Raw genomic sequence first — 17,245 nt, forward strand, 5'->3', positions numbered from 1 at the left:
GCCCGGGCGCGGCATCCGTCATTTCGAAGATCCACAACGGAAAGGCGGTCACGACCGGTGAATACCGACCACATGAGACTCGAGCCACCCGTCATCGTCGTGATGGGCGTCTCCGGCGCCGGGAAGTCGACGATCGGCGCTCTGCTGGCCCGCGATCTCGACGTTCCGTTCGTCGATGCCGACGACCTGCACCCCCTGGCGAACGTCGAGAAGATGGCCTCGGGCGTCCCGCTCGACGACGACGATCGTCGACCGTGGCTCGAAGCGGTCGGGGCGGCCGTGGCCGAGGCCACCGACGCGGGAACCGGCATCGTCATGGCGTGCTCCGCCTTGAAGCGCCGCTATCGCGACATCATCCTCGAGCGTGCACCCGAGGTGCGATTCGTCCATCTCCACGGAACCCGCGACGTGCTCATCGCCCGTACCGAGGGGCGCTCGGGGCACTTCATGCCGGCAAGCCTGCTCGACTCGCAGCTCGCCGCGCTCGAGTCACTCGAGATCGACGAGCCCGGCATCGAGGTCGACATCGACCGCCCCGTGGCCCAGCTCCTCGCCGATACCGTGTCACGCCTCACTGAGGGCTCGCCATCGTCCGGTAGCACCGGAGCGTGAAGGTTCGGTTGCGGGCGAGAGAGCCGTCAACCGGTTGCCGCTCGTTGGTGCGCGAGGTCGGCCCGACGCAGACGCGGTCACGGCACAGCGCGGCATCCGCTAGACTTGGCGACTGTACTTCGGCGAGGGATGCCTCGCGGCCGATCTTCGGATCGACGGCGGCATCCGTGATCGACGCGGTGGAATCAGGCTTCACGGCTTTTCCTCACGCACCAGCGCATGTCAGATGCTGCGCGTTCGAGTCGAAACAACAGACACACGATCTGGGCCGAGTGAGCCCGCAAGGAGAACCATCATGGACGAAGACAACAAGGTCGTCGCAGACAACCGCGAATCGTTCGGCAAGGGCGCTGCCCGCAAGCTGCGCGTCACCGGCAAGATCCCCGCCGTCGTGTACGGCCACGGCACCGCCCCCCGTCACATCGCGCTGCCCGCCCACCAGGTCGGCCTGCTGCTGCGCAAGGCGAACGCCGTGCTCGACCTGCAGATCGACGGCAAGAGCCAGCTCGCCCTCGTGAAGGACGTGCAGAAGGACCCGGTGCGCCAGATCATCGAGCACCTCGACCTCATCGTCATCAAGCGCGGCGAAAAGGTCGAGGTCGAGGTGCCCGTGCACCTCGAGGGCGAGAGCGCCCCCGGCACGATCGCCGACCTCGACGCGCACACGCTGCGACTCCACGTCGAGGCGACGCACATCCCCGAGAACGTCGTCGTCAGCGTCGAGGGCCTCGAAGAGGGCACGCAGATCCACGCCGGCGCCATCGAGCTGCCCAAGGGTGCGACGCTCGCCGACGACCCCGAGCTGCTCATCATCAACGTGCACACGCCGCAGAAGGTCGACCTCGGTGAAGAGGCCGCTGAGGCCGCCGCCGAGGGCGAGGCGACCGAGGCTGCCGCCGAAGCCGCCGAAGCGGCCGCCGAGTAGCACTCGCGTCCTTCGCACCAAGCTCGAGGCCCCGCCTCCCGCACCCGGGTACGCTCGGATTGCGGGGTGCGGGGCTTCGGCCGTTCCACCCGCGCAGTTCGCGCTCGCCCGTTTCACTCATGCTCGGAGGCTCGATGGGAATCCTCGACCGCCTGCGCCCTCGCCGGAAGGACGACGACGCCATGCCCCAGAACACCTGGCTCGTGGTCGGCCTCGGCAACCCCGGCGCCCAGTACGCCGGCAACCGGCACAACGTCGGCCAGATGGTCGCCGATGAGCTCGCCGCGCGCATCGGCGCGACGTTCAAGAGCCACAAGACACCGTCGCGCGTTGCCGAGGGGTTCCTCCGCCCCGGCGGGCCGAAGCTCGTGATCGCCAAGCCCAACAGCTACATGAACATCTCGGGCGGGCCGGTCTCGGCGCTGCTCAAGTTCTATTCGCTCCCGCCCGAGCGGCTCATCGTCGTGCACGACGAACTCGACCTGCCCTTCGACACGGTGCGGCTCAAGCAGGGCGGCGGGCACGGCGGCCACAACGGCCTGCGAGACATTCAGAAGGCGACGGATGCTGCGCCGTTCCTGCGTGTCCGTGTCGGCATCGGCCGCCCGCCCGGACGTCAGGACCCGGCCGATTTCGTGCTCAAGGACTTCTCCGGGGCCGAGCGTCAGACCCTGCCGAACCTGCTGTCGGATGCCGCCGACGCCGTCGAGGCGGTCGCGAGCGACGGTCTCGTGGCGGCGCAGCAGCGGTTCCACGCACCGGACTGAGGGGGCAAGACCCGAGCGGGCTCCGCCCGGCCCTTCGGCTCAGATGAGCCCGCGGAGGAACTCCTCGGGCGAGAGCCCTTCGGCCTGCGCGCGAACGCGAAGGCGATCGAGCTCTTCGGTCGAGAGTTCGAGCCTGACGCTGTGCCAGGCCTCGGGCTCCTCGTCGAGGTTGAAGAGGGTGTCGTCGATGTCGTCGTCGACCACGTCATCGACGTCATCGACGGCGACGGCGGGAGCCGCGACATCCGCGGTACCGTCTTCGCAGGCGCCGCTCCATCCCGGCCCTGATGGAATCGCCCGACCGCGCTGGTAGGCCTCTGCGACCGCGCGGGCACGGGTGTCGGCCGCCTCGTTGAGGGGGTGCCCGATGTGGCCCTTGACCCACTCGAAGCGGTAGCGGCGGCCCGCGATCGCCTCGTCGATCTCTTGCAGGAGCTCGACGTTCATGACGGCCTTGCCGTCGGCCTTGCGCCAGCCCTTGCGCTTCCACCCCGGCATCCACTTCGTCACCGAGTTGATGACGTACTGGCTGTCGCACTGCACGAGCAGCTCGTCGTCGAGATGCGCCGTCGCGCGGAAGAGCTCGAGCACCGCCTTCAGCTCGCCCTGGTTGTTGGTCGCGTGCTTCCAGCCGCCGGCCGCCCAGCAGGAGTCGTCGACGTACCAGGCCCAGCCGGCGGGGCCGGGGTTTCCGAGGGCGGATCCGTCGGCGGCGGCGATGATCATTGCGAGGTGCCTCCTGGCGTTTCGTGTGCGGCGCCCATCGTATCGGGCGTCTCGCTTTCGGTCGGCCAGCGTGTCGGGGGCGCCGCGTAGACTCGACGGGTGAACCTCCAGGGCTTTCTCGCGGCGCTTTCGCGCGCCCAAACCGTCGACGCCGCGCTCGCCGAAGCCCAGAGGAACGCCGACTTCTCGGCACCTGCCGGGCTCGACGCGCCACTGCTCGCCGGCCTCGTACAGCGCCGAGCCGAGGCCGGCCTGCCGCCCGCGCTGCTCGCCGTCACCGCCACGAGCCGTGAGGGCGAGTCGCTGCGCGCCTCGCTCGCCCCGTACCTGCCCGATGCCGAGCTCATCGAGTTCCCGGCCTGGGAGACGCTGCCGCACGAGCGGCTGAGCCCGAGTGCCGAGACCGTCGGCCGTCGGCTGCATGCCCTGCGGCGCATGCACGACTGGGCGGAGGCCGGCTCGCGGCATCCGCTCGTGGTCGTCGCCTCGGTGCGCGCCGCGCTGCAGCCGCTCGCCGACAATCTCGCGTCGATCGACCCCGTCGAGCTCGTGACCGGCGGGCGCGGGTACAACCTCGCCGAGCTCGCCGTGCAACTCGTCGACCTCGCATATGCGCGCGTCGACATGGTCGCGCGGCGCGGTGAGTTCGCGGTGCGCGGCGGCATCCTCGACGTGTTCCCGCCGACGGCCGACCACCCCGTGCGTGTCGAGTTCTTCGGCGACGAGGTCGAAGAGCTGCGCGCGTTCTCGGTCGCCGATCAGCGCTCGCTGCCCGAGGTCGTCGAACGCGTTTCGCTGCCGCCGAGCCGCGAGCTGCTGCTCACCGAGCCCGTGCGACAGCGTGCGCGCGAGATGGTGCACGAGTTCCCGAGCCTCTCGGGCCTGCTCGAGAAGGTGTCCGAGGGCATCCCCGTCGAGGGCATGGAGTCGCTGGCCCCCGCCCTGCTCGAGCGGCTCGTGCCGCTCACGCACTACCTGCCGCGGGGCGCCGCCGTGGCGGTGCTCGAACCCGAGCGCGTCGCCGGCCGCGCGGTGAGCCTCGGCGAGACGAACCGCGAGTTCCTCGCCGCGGCGTGGAACGCGGCGACGGTCGGGGCCGCGGCGCCCATCGACCTCGCGGCGGGCGACTTCCTCACGGTTCGCGAGCTTCGGGATGCCGCGTTGTTCAGCGCCCCCGGCGAACCCGACCCCCAGCGCGTGTGGTGGAACTTCTCGGGCTTCGACATCGGCGACGCCGCCGAGGTCGTCGCGGCGGCCGGTGCCGATGCCGGCGCGACGGCCGAGTCGCAGCTGACGAGTGCCTCCACGACCGTGCGGCTCGCGGCCAACGCGATGCCGAGCTTCCAGGGCAACGTCGCCGGTGCCGTCGACCACGCCGCCGAGCGCCTGCGCGACGGGTGGGCGTTGGTCGTGGCATCCGCCGGTCTCGGTCTCGTCGAACGCGCACGCGACGTGCTCGCCGAAGCCGGCCTCGCGGCGCGGCTCGTCGACGCGGTGCCGGCCGAGCTCGAGGCGGGCGTCGCGTACCTCGTGCAGGCCGACGCCGCGCACGGCTACGAGGTGCCGGAGGTCAAGCTCGGGCTCATCGCCGAGGCCGAGTTCTACGGGCGGGCGGCCGGCTACGACGCCCGTCAGGGCAAGAAGCTCGCAGCCCGGCGGCGCAACGTCGTCGACCCGCTGCAGCTGAAGGCCGGCGACTTCGTCGTGCACCAGACGCACGGCATCGGCAAGTTCATCGAGATGGTGCAGCGCGAGGTCGCCACCGGTGCACGGCCGACCGGGCCGAGCCGCACGGCGGGCATCCAGCAGCAGCCGACCGCGGTGCGCGAGTACCTCGTGATCGAATACGCTCCGTCGAAGCGGGGCCACGCCGGCGACCGGCTCTTCGTGCCGACCGACCAGCTCGACCTGCTCTCGCGCTACGTCGGCGGCGAGGCGCCCTCGCTCTCGAAGATGGGCGGCAGCGACTGGGCGCAGGCCAAGGGCCGGGCCCGCAAGGCCGTGCGCGACATCGCCGTCGAACTCGTCAAGCTCTACTCGGCGCGCATGGCGTCGAAGGGGCACGCGTTCGGGCCAGACACCCCGTGGCAGCACGAGCTCGAAGAGGCGTTCCCCTTCACCGAGACGCCCGACCAGCTGCAGACGATCGACGAGATCAAGGCCGACATGGAGCGGTCGATCCCGATGGACCGCCTGCTCGCCGGCGACGTCGGGTTCGGCAAGACCGAGGTCGCGGTGCGCGCCGCGTTCAAGGCGATCCAAGACGGCAAGCAGGTCGCCATGCTCGTGCCGACCACACTGCTCGTCAAGCAGCACCTCGAGACGTTCAGCGAGCGGTTCGCGGGATTCCCGGTGCACGTGCGCGCGCTCAGCCGGTTCCAGACCGACAAAGAGGCCCGCGACACGGTCAGCGGGCTCGCCGACGGCACCGTCGACATGGTCATCGGCACGCACCGCATCCTGACCGAGAAGGTCACGTTCAAAGACGTCGGCCTCGTCATCATCGATGAGGAGCAGCGGTTCGGCGTCGAGCACAAGGACGCGCTGAAGAAGCTCAAGACCAACGTCGACATCCTCGCGATGAGCGCGACGCCGATTCCGCGGTCGCTCGAGATGGCCGTCACCGGCATCCGCGAGATGTCGACGCTCGCGACGCCGCCCGAAGACCGGCACCCGATCCTCACCTTCGTCGGCCCGTACTCCGAGCAGCAGGTCGCCGCCGCGATCCGCCGCGAGATGCTGCGCGAGGGCCAGATCTTCTTCGTGCACAACCGCGTGTCGTCGATCAACCGCGTCGCCGCCCAGCTCGCCGAGCTCGTGCCCGAGGCGCGAATCGCCGTGGCCCACGGCCAGCTCAACGAGCACGTGCTCGAACAGATCGTGAACGACTTCTGGGAGCGCAAGTTCGACGTGCTCGTCTCGACGACGATCATCGAGACCGGTCTCGACATCACCAACGCGAACACGATCATCATCGACCGTGCCGACAAGTACGGCCTCTCGCAGTTGCACCAGCTGCGCGGCCGCGTCGGTCGCGGTCGCGAGCGCGCCTACGGGTACTTCCTCTACGACCCCGCGAAGCCGCTGTCGGAGACCGCGCACGACCGGCTCTCGACGATCGCCGCCAACAACGAGCTCGGCAGCGGCATGCAGGTCGCGCTGAAAGACCTCGAGATCCGCGGTGCGGGCAACCTCCTCGGCGCCGAGCAGGCGGGGCACATCGCGGGTGTCGGCTTCGACCTGTACCTGCGCATGATCGGCGAGGCCGTCTCGGCGTTCCGCGGCGACGTCGCGACCGGCCAGACCGAGCTGCGACTCGAGCTGCCCGTCGACGCGCACATCCCCGAAGACTACGTCGACTCCGAACGGCTGCGGCTCGAGGCCTATCAGAAGCTCTCGGCCGCGAGCGGACCGGCCGCGAAAGACGAGCAGATCGACCAGGTCGTCGCCGAACTGGTCGACCGCTACGGCGAGCCGCCCGAGCAGGTCAAGCACCTCGTGGCGATCTCGAGGCTCCGCCGCGAGGCGCAGCGGGCCGGGCTCTCCGATGTCATCGCGACCGGTTCGAAACTGCGCATCGCGCCCGCGAACATCCCCGACTCGCGCCGCGTTCGCCTCGAGCGCATGTACCCGGGCGCCAAGCACTTCGCGCAGAACGACGTGATCCTCGTGCCGTTCCCCGTGACGAACGGCGAGCTGCCCGGCGACGGCGACCTCATCGAGTGGGTGTCGAGGCTCATCACGGCGATCTTCGGGCCGGCGACGAGCGCGCCGGCGGCGAGCGCGCCCGGCACTGCGACCCCGAGTTAGGCGACAGCCTCGCTCGCTCGCGCTTCAGTGCGAGAACGCGCCGCCGACCCCCGCGTGCCCGCCGCGCCGCTTGTAGTACCGCGATCGAAGCGTCACCACGACCGCCGACACGACGATCGCGACACCCGAACCGAGCAGCACCGCGAGGGTGCCCTCGTCGGCGACCTCGGGCAGCCCGACGAAGGCGAGCTCGTTCATGAGCAGCGACACCGTGAAGCCGACGCCGCCGAGCGCGCCGACGACGAGCAGGTCGCCGAGGGTGAGCGGAGTCCCGGAGCGGCGGCGGGCGACGAGCGCGCCGATGCCGCCCGCGAGCATGATGCCGATGATCTTGCCCACCGGCAGGCCGATGAGGATGCCCCAGAACGCGGGGTCGAGCTCGCTCGGCCGCACCTGCGGAATCGCGACCATCGCCGCCGAGAAGGCGAACAGCGGCAGGATGACGCCGTTCGACCACGGCTCGAGCGCGTGCACCGCCCGCCCGCCCGGGCGACGCGCCATGACGAGGCCGAGGGCGACGCCCGCGATCGTCGCGTGCACGCCCGACTGGTAGACGAAGTACCAGGCGAGCGCGGCGAGCACCACGAGCACGGCGACGATCGGCCACTGGGGCTTCCGCGCGAGGATCCACGCCGATCGCGGCTTCATCATGCGGCTCACCGCACCGAACAGTGCGATCGCGATGGCCGCGAAGCCGATCGACGCGAGGTTCGCGTCGGCCGTGAAGAAGAACGCGATGATCAGGATCGCGATGAGGTCGTCGAGCACGGCGAGGGCGAGCAGGAATACGCGCACGCGCGTCGGGATCCAGGTGCCGAACATGGCGAGCACCCCGAGGGCGAAGGCGATGTCGGTCGCGGTGGGGATGGGCCAACCGTCCGCCGTCTCGGTGCCGGCCGTGAACGCCAAGAAGATGAGGGCCGGCACGATGACCCCGCCGGCCGCCGCGATCGCGGGCAGCAGCGCCTTCGAGAGGCTGTTGAGCTCGCCGATGACGAGTTCGCGCTTCAGCTCGACCGCGACGATGAAGAAGAAGATCGCGAGCAGGCCGTCGCTGACCCAGTGTCCGGCCGACAGGTCGAGGCCGAGCCACGGCAGGTCGAGGTGGGCGCTCTTGAGCTCGATGAGCGCCGGCCCGAACGAGAGGTTCGCGACGAGCAGGCCGAGCGCTGCCGCGATGAGGAGGAGGGCTGCGGCCCAGCGCTCGGAGCGGAGGAAGTTCATGTGGACTCCTGTTCGGAGGTCGCGTGCACGAGCTGCGCGGAGCGTGCGTGCGACAAGACGGCGGGTGACGACGGTCTCCCGTCGGCCGACCAGACTTCCCGGCGCTCCTCTGCCAGTGTACGGGCGGCTCGCACGACCGGGCGCCGCGCGCTCGCCGGCGCCGTCGACGTCGGCTGCACCTAGGCTGCCGGTATGAGCGCAGCGCACCCCGGACTCGACGAACTCATCGACACCGTGGCCCTGCTCCGGGCGCCGGGTGGCTGCCCGTGGGATGCGGATCAGACCCACGAGAGCCTCGTGCAGTACCTCGTCGAAGAGAGCTGGGAGCTCATCGACGCGATCGAGTCGGGCAACCGCGACGAGATGATCGAAGAGCTCGGCGACGTGCTCTACCAGGTCCTCTTCCACGCCGACCTCGCGGCCCACACCGACGGCGAGCGCTTCGACATCGACGATGTCGCCCGTCACATGACGGCGAAGATGGTGTCGCGGCATCCGCATGTCTTCGGCGATCGCGAGGCCGAGACCGCCGCCGACGTCGTCGCCTTCTGGGACGACCTGAAGGCCGACGAGAAGCCGCATCGCACGAGTGTGCTCGACGGCATTCCGCGCGGCATGCCCGCGCTGGCACTCGCGCAGAAGGTGCTCGGCAAGGCCGAGAAGGTCGGTGTGACGGATGCCGCGGGGCAGGCGTCGCCCGCAACGGCCGCGCCGCCCGCAACGCTCGCGTCGCCCGCACCGGCCACGGAGGACGAGCTCGGCCGGGTGCTGCTCGGGCTCGTGGCATCGGCCCGATCGCAGGGGCTCGACGCCGAGCGGGCGCTTCGCACGGCGGTGCGCGGTCTCGAAGACGAGGTGCGCACGGCCGAGGAGCTGCGCGCGGGCTGACGCGCCGCGATCGACGCCCGCGTGCGGGAGGAGATCGACGCCCGCGTGCTGGAAGAATGGTCGGCATGGCTGCAACCGTCACTCCTCCGCGCGGCATGCGCGACTTCCTCCCGGCCGAGAAGGCGCGGCGCGAGCACGCGCTCGGCGTGATCCGCGGGGTGTACGCGGCGCACGGCTTCGACGAGATCGAGACGCCCGTCATGGAGGACTCCTCGCGGCTTCACGCGGGCCTCGGCGGCGACAACGAGAAGCTCGCCTTCGCGGTCATGAAGCGCGGGCTCGGTGCCGACGATCTCGCGCGCGCCGCGGCATCCGGCGACGCCCTCTCGCTCGCCGACCTCGGCCTGCGCTACGACCTGACGGTGCCGCTCGCCCGGTTCTACGCGACGCACCGGGCCGCCCTGCCGCCCGTGTTCCGGGCCATTCAGATAGCACCCGTCTGGCGCGCCGAGCGCCCGCAGAAGGGCCGCTACCGACAGTTCGTGCAGTGCGACATCGACATCATCGGCGAGGCGGGGCCGCTCGCCGAGCTCGAGCTGCTGACCGCGACGGTCGCGACGCTCGGCGCGCTCGGCCTCTCGGGTTGCACGATCCGGCTGAACGACCGGCGCATTCTCGCCGGCATCCTCGGCTCGTGGGGCGTGCCCGACGAGCTTCGCGAGCGCGCGCTCATCACGATCGACAAGCTCGACAAGATCGGCAGCGGGGCAGTGGCGGCCGAACTCGCCGAGCTCGGCATCGTCACGGGCGATGCGGATGTCGCGGCCGAGCTCGAGGCGCTCACCGCCGCCGACTGGCACCTGGCCGATGGCGTGATGGCGCCGCCCGCATGGCTCGACCTCGAGGCGTATGGCGAACTGCTCGCGCTCCGCGAGGCGCTGCCCGGCGCGGCCATCGAGTTCGACCCGACGCTCGTGCGCGGCATGGGCTATTACACCGGAACGATCTTCGAGATCGCCCACCCCGACCACGGCTACTCCCTCGGCGGCGGCGGGCGCTACGACGGCATGATCGGGCGCTTCCTCGGTCAGGAGGTGCCCGCGTGCGGCTTCTCGATCGGCTTCGAGCGCATCGTCGACCTGCTCGCCGTGCGCGACGAGGAGCGCCCGCGGGCCGTCGTGCTCGTCTACGACGCGGATGTCGCGCCCGCACGCCTGCTCGCCGTGAAACGTGAGCTCGTGGCATCCGGAACCCGTGTTCGTCTGGAGCGCCGGGTCAAGAACCTGCGCGCCCTGCTCGACCGGGTGACCGCCGACGGCTTCGATGCGTTCGCGTCGGTCGGTGCCGAGACGACGGATGCCGCGTCGCTCGAGTACCGCGACCTCGGCGCGTAGTCGGCGCGCCCACCGGCCGACGCGCCCCGTTCTCCTGACGTCTCTTGACGCGAACCCGAAGCTGCTCACCGAGAAGTCGCAAATGGCGACCTGACACCCGACGAAGTCGCCATCTGCGACGTTTCGACGTGCGCGTGACGGGCCTGTGGAAAGTTCGCGGCTCGATTCGGGGCGAGGGGCCAGAGTCGGAGGTGTGCGGAATCGTTCTCCTCTGCCCGGCTACCTGACCGGACTCGCGTTCCACGTTCGCGATGTGGAATTGCACGAATCGACTCGGAGCAGGCTTCGGGCGGACGACGTGCAGCGTCCGTTCACGGCCGTGCGCTCGATCGGCCTCGATCTCGGCTCGGTGCTCGACCGTTGCCGAGCCTACGAACCCTTGCTGCGCGCCGGCGAGGCATTCAGCCATCAGACCGCCGCGATGCTCCTGGGTGCTCCGCTGCCAGAGGCGGGGCCGTTGCTCCACGTGATCGCGCCGCCGGGCCTCGCCCGGCCGCGTGGCCGCGGCATCGCGGGTCACACCAGTCATGAGCCGGTGCCCGTGGTGCTGCGACTCGGGCTTCCGGTGGTCGAGCCGGCACTCGTCTGGTGTCAGCTCGCAGCCACGCTCGATCGCAAAGACCTCGTGGCGGTCGGTGATGCACTCGTGACCGGAGCTCGAACGAGGGGGGTGCGGGGCGAGTCGCTCACCGATCTGGCAGAGCTCGAGCGGGCCGTCGGGCGCTGGGCCTCGCGTCGCGGTGCGCGTCAGCTCGCGTGGGCGCTGCCTCGCGTGAGAGTCGGGGCGGAGTCGCGACCCGAGTCGCTCACGCGACTCGTGCTCGTCGAGCATGGTCTGCCCGAGCCGGTGCCGAACGACCCGACGCCGATGGGTGACGGTTCGGTGCTGCATCCCGATCTGAAATGGGAACACTGGCGGATCGTGCTCGAGTACGAGGGCGACGGTCACCGCACGAGCCGGGCAACGTGGCAGCGGGACATCCGCCGGAAGCGGGATTTCGAGGCCGCGGGCTGGACCGTCGTCCGGGTGACCTCCGACGACCTGTTCGTCGATCAGGCGGCCTTCATCGGACGGGTTCGAGCACTCATCGCGCTCGCCGAGGCTCGGCGGCACGGCTGAACCGGCGAGAGATCGCGCCGAAACGTCGCGGATGGCGATCATTCGCCGCCTGAAGTCGCCATGTGCGCCTTCTCGCGAACCTCGCGAACCTCGCGAACCTCGCAACCTCGCAACCTCGCGAACCTCGCGAACCTCGCGAACCTCGCGGCCGAGCGAGCGGGTCGTCTGCGCCGGGGTGAACGCCAGTCGTGAGCATTACGAGGCCAGTCGTGAGCATTACTAGACTGACAGGCGGATCACGACGGAGTCGTCCGCTGCACACCCACCCATCACAGAGGAGTTCACTGTGGCAATCATCGAAGCTGTAGGCGCACGCGAGATTCTCGACTCGCGCGGCAACCCGACCGTCGAGGTCGAGGTGCTGCTCGACGACGGCTCGCTCGCCCGCGCCGCGGTGCCCTCGGGCGCATCGACCGGCGCCTTCGAGGCGTACGAGCTGCGCGACGGCGACAACGACCGCTACCTCGGCAAGGGTGTGCAGAAGGCCGTCGACGCCGTGCTCGACGATCTCGGCCCCGCCATCGAAGACCTCGACGCCGCCGACCAGCGCCTCGTCGACGCCGCACTCATCGAGGCCGACGGCACCGAGAACAAGAGCCGCCTCGGCGCCAACGCCATCCTCGGCGTGAGCCTCGCCGTCGCGAAGGCCGCGGCCGACTCGGCCGACCTGCCGCTCTTCCGCTACCTCGGCGGCCCGAACGCGCACGTGCTGCCCGTGCCGATGATGAACATCATCAACGGCGGCGCGCACGCCGACACCGGTGTCGACATCCAGGAGTTCATGGTGCTGCCGATCGGCGCGCCGAGCTACTCCGAGGGCCTGCGCTGGGGTGTCGAGACCTACCACGCCCTCAAGAGCCTGCTGAAGGCGAAGGGTCTCTCGACGGGCCTCGGCGACGAGGGCGGCTTCGCCCCCGACTTCGCGTCGAACCGCGACGCGCTCGACTTCATCTCCGAGGCCGTGCAGAAGGCCGGCTTCACGCTCGGCACCGACATCGCCCTCGGCCTGGATGTCGCGGCGAGCGAGTTCCACGAGAACGGCGTCTACACGTTCGAGGGCAAGGACCGCACCTCGGCCGAGATGAGCGCGTACTACGCCGAACTCGCCGCCGCGTACCCGCTCGTGTCGATCGAGGACCCGCTCGACGAGTCCGACTGGGACGGCTGGGCGGCGCTCACCGCCGAGCTCGGATCGAAGCTGCAGCTCGTCGGCGACGACCTCTTCGTCACCAACCCGAAGCGTCTCGCGCAGGGCATCGACCAGCACACCGGCAACTCGATCCTCGTCAAGGTCAACCAGATCGGCACCCTGACCGAGACGCTCGACGCCGTGACGCTCGCGCAGCGCTCGGGCTACACCGCCGTCATGTCGCACCGCTCGGGCGAGACCGAGGACACGACGATCGCCGACCTCGCGGTCGCGACCGACTGCGGTCAGATCAAGACGGGCGCGCCCGCCCGCAGCGAGCGAGTGGCCAAGTACAATCAGCTTCTGAGGATCGAAGAGGAACTCGGTGAGGCCGCGGTGTACGCCGGCCGCACGGCGTTCCCCCGCTACACGGCCTAGACAGCTCACAGGTGACGGGGGCGGCCGAGTGGCCGCCCCCGTCGTCGCATATCCGGGTTCGACGGCGAAGGGCGACGAGGAGGGGCGATGCGGAACGCGAAACGACCCGCTGCGCCGCGGCCCGCCGCGAAGACGCCGGGTGCGACGACACCGGCTTCGAAGACACCGGCTTCGAAGACACCGGTCGCGAAGGCCTCGGGTTCGAAGTCGCCCGCCGCGACGTCACCGGGCGCGGCGAAGGCGCCGCGATCCGCAGCGAAGACGCCCGCCGCCGCGAAGGCGGCCGCCTCGAAGACCCCCGCTCGCCCCGAGACCGGGCAGCGCTCATCGTCGGGCGCGGGCTGGCTCAGCGGCATCCGATTCTCAGGTTTCTCCCTCATCATGATGGGAGTGCTCGTGCTCGCCGTCGTGGTGCTGGCGCCGACGATCGCGGCGTACGCACAGCAGCGGCAGCAGGTCGCCGAGCTTCGCGCCGCCGTCTCCGCACAGGAGGAGGAGGTGCAGCGGTTGCGCGACGAACGCGAGCGCTGGAACGACGACACCTTCATCGTGACGCAGGCGCGCGAACGCCTGTACTACGTGATGCCGGGCGAGGTGAGCTACCTCGTCATCGACGATCGAACGGCGGCGGCGAAGGCCGATGCCAGGGCCGAGGTCTCGGCCGAGGTGACCGAATCGAAGGGCGACTGGATGCGAACGCTGCTCGACTCGGTGCTGACCGCCGGGCTCGCGCCCGAGGCCGCGCCGCCCGCAGCGACGCCGCCGGCGGACCCTGCGACACCGTCCGACGCAGCGACCCCGCCCGCCGACCCGCCCGCAGACCAGACCGCAGACCCCGTCGCCGAGGAGACCCGATGACCCGCCCGCCCTTCGAACCGGTGAGCGAGCGCGACGTGCGCATCGTCTCGGCACAGCTCGGCCGCCCGGCCCGCGGCGTGGTCGGCATCGCCGCCCGCTGCGTGTGCGGGGCGCCGACGGTCGTGGCCACGGCGCCGCGGCTCGCCGACGGCACGCCGTTCCCCACGTTCTACTACCTCTCGCACCCGGCGGCGACGGCGGCGATGTCGTTCCTCGAGGCTGCGCAGCTGATGGTCGAGTGCACCGAGTTGCTGGCGGCCGATGCATCCGTCGCCGAGGCCTATGGTCGCGCCCACCTCGACTACCTCGCCGACCGCGAATCGATCGCCGTCGTTCCCGAGCTCGCGGGCATCTCGGCCGGCGGAATGCCGACCCGCGTCAAGTGCCTGCACGCGTTGGTGGCGCACTCGCTCGCCGCCGGACCGGGCGTGAACCCGATGGGCGACCTCGCGCTCGAGCGCTCGACGTGGTCGCCCGAGGTGTGCCGCTGCCCCGACTACGGGGTCGACGCGGCGCCTCGTGCGTCCGTCGATGCGGCGCCCGCAGACGACGCCGCCGGGGGGCTCGCCGGGTGACGACGACGACGCGCCCGAACCGCCGCGAACGCCCAGCGCGTTCGGGGCGAGACGAGCGCGCCCGCCCCGCCCGCCGGCCGTTGGCGTTCGTCGTGCGGGCCACGGCGACCCTCGCCGCGGCCACGATGCTCGCGCTCGCCGGAGCGGGCGCCGCGCGCGCCGACCTCGTGCGCGACTACGAGTACTGGCTCACCGACTACGGCTTCACGACCTCGTGGAGCACCTCGCGCGGCAAGGGCGTCACCGTCGCGATCATCGACACGGGCGTCAACGGCAACGTCGCCGAACTGCGCGGCGCCGTCGTCGGTGGCACGGATGTCTCGGGCCTCGGCACTCCCGACGGTCAGACGCCCGTGGGCGAGGACTCGAACCACGGCACCATGGTCGCCGGCCTCCTCGCCGGTCGCGGCACCGGCGAGGGCAACGGCATCATCGGCACCGCGCCCGAAGCGGACCTGTTGACCGTCTCGGTGGCGTTCGGTCAGGAGACGGGTGCGGTGAAGTCGAACGACGACCAGATCGCCGAGGCCGTGCGCTGGGCCGTCGACAACGGCGCCGACGTGATCAACATGTCGCTGACCCGCAACACCCCCGACTGGCCCGAGAGCTGGGACGACGCGTTCATGTACGCGTTCGAGAACGATGTGGTGGTCGTGGCCGCCGCCGGCAATCGCGGCAGCGGCACGAGCCAGGTGGGCGCGCCGGCGACCATTCCGGGTGTGCTGACCGTGGCGGGCGTCGACACCGACAAGAACGCGAGCCTCGACGCGAGTTCGCAGGGCATCACGATCGCCGTGGCCGCGCCGAGCGAAGATCTCGTGGGCCTCCTGCCCGACGGGCGCTACGTGCGCTGGAACGGCACGAGCGGTGCCGCACCGATCGTCACCGGCCTCGTCGCGCAGATCCGGTCGGAGTTCCCCGACCTCGACGCGGCGAACGTCATCAACCGACTCATCGAGACCGCAGACCCCAACGGGCAGGCGGTGCCGAGCGCGTTGTACGGATACGGCCTGATCGACCCGGTCGCCGCACTGAAGGCGGATGTGCCGAAGGTCGACGAGAACCCGCTCGGTTCGCTCGCCGACTGGATCACGCTGCATCGCCGGGCCGAGGTCGAAGCGCCCGAGCAGAGCGGCGAGGTGCAGCCGATCGTGCCCGTCGCCGACCCGCCGTTGCCGAAGTCCGACGGCGGCCAGACGCTGCTTCCGACGCAGTGGACGCTCGCCTACATCACGGTGCCGCTCTCACTCGTCGCAGGGTTTGGTACGCTAGCAGCGCTGTTGGGCATCGGCGCCACTCGGCATACCAAGCGGACTGTCCGCATTCGCGAGCAGTGATCGCACGCAAATCAGCCCGCACGATCCAAAACTGAGGAGTCCATTCACCGTGCCCAAGATTCTCATCGTCGGCGGTGGCTATGCGGGGTTCTACACGGCGTGGAAGCTCGAGAAGTGGCTTCGCGCCGGCGAGGCCGAGGTGACGGTCGTCGACCCGCTGCCCTACATGACGTACCAGCCCTTCCTGCCCGAGGTCGCCGCAGGGTCGATCGAGGCCCGCCATGCGGTCACCTCGCAGCGACGCCACCTGAAGAAGACCAACGTGGTCACGGCGAAGGTCACCAAGATCGATCACGCGTCCAAGACGGCGACGATCACCCCCGAGCTCGGCGAGCCGTGGGAGTTCGAGTACGACGTCGTCGTCGTCACCGGCGGCGCGGTCTCGCGCACCTTCCCGATCCCCGGCATCGCCGACAACGCGATCGGCCTGAAGACGATCGAAGAGGCCGTCGCGATCCGCGACCGCCTCGTCTCGAACTTCGACCGGGCGGCGAGCCTGCCCGCCGGCCCCGAGCGCGAGCGCCTGCTCACCGTCACCGTCGTCGGCGGCGGTTTCGCCGGCATCGAGGTGTTCGCCGAACTCCGCTCGCTCGCGAGCTCGCTGCTCGAGTACTACCCGCAGCTCACCTTCGACGAGACGCACTTCCACCTCATCGAGGCGATGGGCCGCATCATGCCCGAGGTCTCGCTCGAGACGAGCCACTGGGTGATCAAGCACCTCGCCCAGCGCGGCGCCGAGATCCACCTCGACACGCAGCTCACGAGCGCGCTCGACGGGCGCATCGAGCTGTCGACGGGCGAGAGCTTCGAATCCGACCTCATCGTCTGGACGGCCGGCGTCATGGCCAACCCGGCGATCGTGCGCACGAGCGACCTGCCCGTCGAAGAGCGCGGCCGCATCAAGACGCGCGCCGACCTCCGGGTCGGCGACGACGAGGACTTCGTGCCCGACGCCTGGGCCGCCGGCGACATCTCGGCCGTGCCCGACCTCTCGGGCGGCGGCGTCGGCGGCTACTGCGTGCCGAACGCCCAGCACGCCGTGCGTCAGGGCAAGCTGCTCGCCAAGAACATCGTCGCGGTGCTTCGCGGCGAAGAGCCCAAGCAGTACTTCCACAAGAACCTGGGCGCCGTCGCCGGTCTCGGTGTCGGTTCGGGCGTCTTCCAGTCGGGCAAGCTCGCGATCAAGGGGCTGCCGGCGTGGTTCGCGCACCGCGGCTACCACGGTCTGGCCATGCCCAGCTGGGAGCGCAAGTTCCGCGTGTTCTGGGGCTGGTGGAACAACTTCTGGCTCGGCCGCGACATCGTCGCGCTCGAGGCCGTGCAGCAGCCGCGCGCCCAGTTCGAGCTGTTCGCGGCGCGCCCGAAGCCGCCCGCCGTCGAGGCGCCGGTTCCGGCCGCCGCACCCGCAGGGAAGTCCGACACGGCGTCTGAGAAAGTGGCGGTCGCCGCCAAGTAGCGACGATCTCCTGACTATGCTGTGACGCGGGTGAGTGTTAGAGTTC

At 70.4% G+C, this 17,245-nt stretch carries 14 protein-coding genes; 12 read left to right on the forward strand and 2 right to left on the reverse strand.

The annotated features are described in order from the left end of the window. Positions 1-72: 72 nt before the first annotated feature. The 3 genes from ACWGST_RS15770 to pth all read left to right on the forward strand — a co-directional run bounded on the left by ACWGST_RS15770 (position 73) and on the right by pth (position 2,304). A complete protein-coding gene (locus ACWGST_RS15770; protein ID WP_452047616.1) occupies positions 73-612 on the forward strand; it encodes a gluconokinase in 540 nt (179 codons plus the stop codon). A 295-nt stretch (positions 613-907) separates the two neighbouring features. After that, positions 908-1,537: a 50S ribosomal protein L25/general stress protein Ctc gene (locus ACWGST_RS15775; RefSeq protein ID WP_452047617.1), complete on the forward strand. Its 630-nt coding sequence runs from the start codon at positions 908-910 to the stop codon at positions 1,535-1,537. 182 nt (positions 1,538-1,719) lie between these two features. Beyond that, a complete protein-coding gene (gene pth, locus ACWGST_RS15780) occupies positions 1,720-2,304 on the forward strand; it encodes an aminoacyl-tRNA hydrolase (protein WP_452047629.1) in 585 nt (194 codons plus the stop codon). 39 nt (positions 2,305-2,343) lie between these two features. On the opposite strand, the gene ACWGST_RS15785 is transcribed toward pth, so the two are convergent. After that, entirely contained in the window at positions 2,344-3,030 is a 687-nt protein-coding gene (locus ACWGST_RS15785; RefSeq protein WP_452047618.1) for an RNase H family protein, read from the reverse strand. 99 nt (positions 3,031-3,129) lie between these two features. Here ACWGST_RS15785 and mfd point away from each other — a divergent pair, with 99 nt between their 5' ends. Then, positions 3,130-6,840: a transcription-repair coupling factor gene (gene mfd / locus ACWGST_RS15790; protein ID WP_452047619.1), complete on the forward strand. Its 3,711-nt coding sequence runs from the start codon at positions 3,130-3,132 to the stop codon at positions 6,838-6,840. A 24-nt stretch (positions 6,841-6,864) separates the two neighbouring features. Here the strand turns inward: mfd and ACWGST_RS15795 are convergent, their stop codons facing one another. Then, positions 6,865-8,064 (reverse strand): Na+/H+ antiporter NhaA, encoded by a 1,200-nt coding sequence (locus ACWGST_RS15795; RefSeq protein WP_452047620.1) that lies wholly within the window; start codon positions 8,062-8,064, stop codon positions 6,865-6,867. A 192-nt stretch (positions 8,065-8,256) separates the two neighbouring features. Between ACWGST_RS15795 and ACWGST_RS15800 the strand changes: the two genes are divergently transcribed. The 8 genes from ACWGST_RS15800 (at position 8,257) to ACWGST_RS15835 (ending at position 17,199) form a co-directional block, all read left to right on the forward strand. Further along, a complete protein-coding gene (locus ACWGST_RS15800) occupies positions 8,257-8,952 on the forward strand; it encodes a MazG family protein (protein ID WP_452047621.1) in 696 nt (231 codons plus the stop codon). A gap of 65 nt (positions 8,953-9,017) precedes the next feature. Next, positions 9,018-10,286 (forward strand): histidine--tRNA ligase, encoded by a 1,269-nt coding sequence (hisS, locus tag ACWGST_RS15805; RefSeq protein ID WP_452047622.1) that lies wholly within the window; start codon positions 9,018-9,020, stop codon positions 10,284-10,286. Positions 10,287-10,584: 298 nt separating this feature from the next. Further along, positions 10,585-11,406: a hypothetical protein gene (locus ACWGST_RS15810; RefSeq protein WP_452047623.1), complete on the forward strand. Its 822-nt coding sequence runs from the start codon at positions 10,585-10,587 to the stop codon at positions 11,404-11,406. Between the two features lie 286 nt (positions 11,407-11,692). Beyond that, positions 11,693-12,973, forward strand: a complete 1,281-nt coding sequence (gene eno, locus ACWGST_RS15815) for a phosphopyruvate hydratase (RefSeq protein ID WP_452047624.1) — start codon at positions 11,693-11,695, stop codon at positions 12,971-12,973. 87 nt (positions 12,974-13,060) lie between these two features. After that, the gene (locus ACWGST_RS15820; RefSeq protein ID WP_452047625.1) at positions 13,061-13,831 is read left to right on the forward strand and encodes an FtsB family cell division protein; all 771 of its coding nucleotides are present in this window, start codon (positions 13,061-13,063) and stop codon (positions 13,829-13,831) included. After that, on the forward strand, positions 13,828-14,406 hold the full coding sequence (locus ACWGST_RS15825) for a DUF501 domain-containing protein (protein WP_452047626.1): 579 nt from the start codon (positions 13,828-13,830) through the stop codon (positions 14,404-14,406). Before ACWGST_RS15820 ends, ACWGST_RS15825 begins: the two co-directional genes overlap by 4 nt. After that, positions 14,403-15,743: a S8 family peptidase gene (locus ACWGST_RS15830; RefSeq protein ID WP_452047627.1), complete on the forward strand. Its 1,341-nt coding sequence runs from the start codon at positions 14,403-14,405 to the stop codon at positions 15,741-15,743. The genes ACWGST_RS15825 and ACWGST_RS15830 overlap by 4 nt, the downstream gene beginning before the upstream one ends. Before the next feature lie 49 nt (positions 15,744-15,792). Further along, complete coding sequence (locus ACWGST_RS15835) at positions 15,793-17,199, forward strand: NAD(P)/FAD-dependent oxidoreductase (RefSeq protein ID WP_452047628.1); 1,407 nt, start codon at positions 15,793-15,795, stop codon at positions 17,197-17,199. The last annotated feature ends 46 nt before the right edge of the window (positions 17,200-17,245 follow it).

The sequence above is a fragment of the Agromyces sp. NPDC055520 genome (assembly GCF_053619715.1).

Excerpts from the sequence above, each read along its gene's own strand:
- ACWGST_RS15770 (WP_452047616.1), top strand. The coding sequence starts at position 73 with ATGAGACTCGAGCCACCCGTCATCGTCGTGATGGGCGTCTCCGGCGCC.
- ACWGST_RS15775 (WP_452047617.1), top strand. The coding sequence starts at position 908 with ATGGACGAAGACAACAAGGTCGTCGCAGACAACCGCGAATCGTTCGGC.
- pth (WP_452047629.1), top strand. The coding sequence starts at position 1,720 with ATGCCCCAGAACACCTGGCTCGTGGTCGGCCTCGGCAACCCCGGCGCC.
- ACWGST_RS15785 (WP_452047618.1), bottom strand. The coding sequence starts at position 3,030 with ATGATCATCGCCGCCGCCGACGGATCCGCCCTCGGAAACCCCGGCCCC.
- ACWGST_RS15795 (WP_452047620.1), bottom strand. The coding sequence starts at position 8,064 with ATGAACTTCCTCCGCTCCGAGCGCTGGGCCGCAGCCCTCCTCCTCATC.
- ACWGST_RS15800 (WP_452047621.1), top strand. The coding sequence starts at position 8,257 with ATGAGCGCAGCGCACCCCGGACTCGACGAACTCATCGACACCGTGGCC.
- hisS (WP_452047622.1), top strand. The coding sequence starts at position 9,018 with ATGGCTGCAACCGTCACTCCTCCGCGCGGCATGCGCGACTTCCTCCCG.
- ACWGST_RS15820 (WP_452047625.1), top strand. The coding sequence starts at position 13,061 with ATGCGGAACGCGAAACGACCCGCTGCGCCGCGGCCCGCCGCGAAGACG.
- ACWGST_RS15825 (WP_452047626.1), top strand. The coding sequence starts at position 13,828 with ATGACCCGCCCGCCCTTCGAACCGGTGAGCGAGCGCGACGTGCGCATC.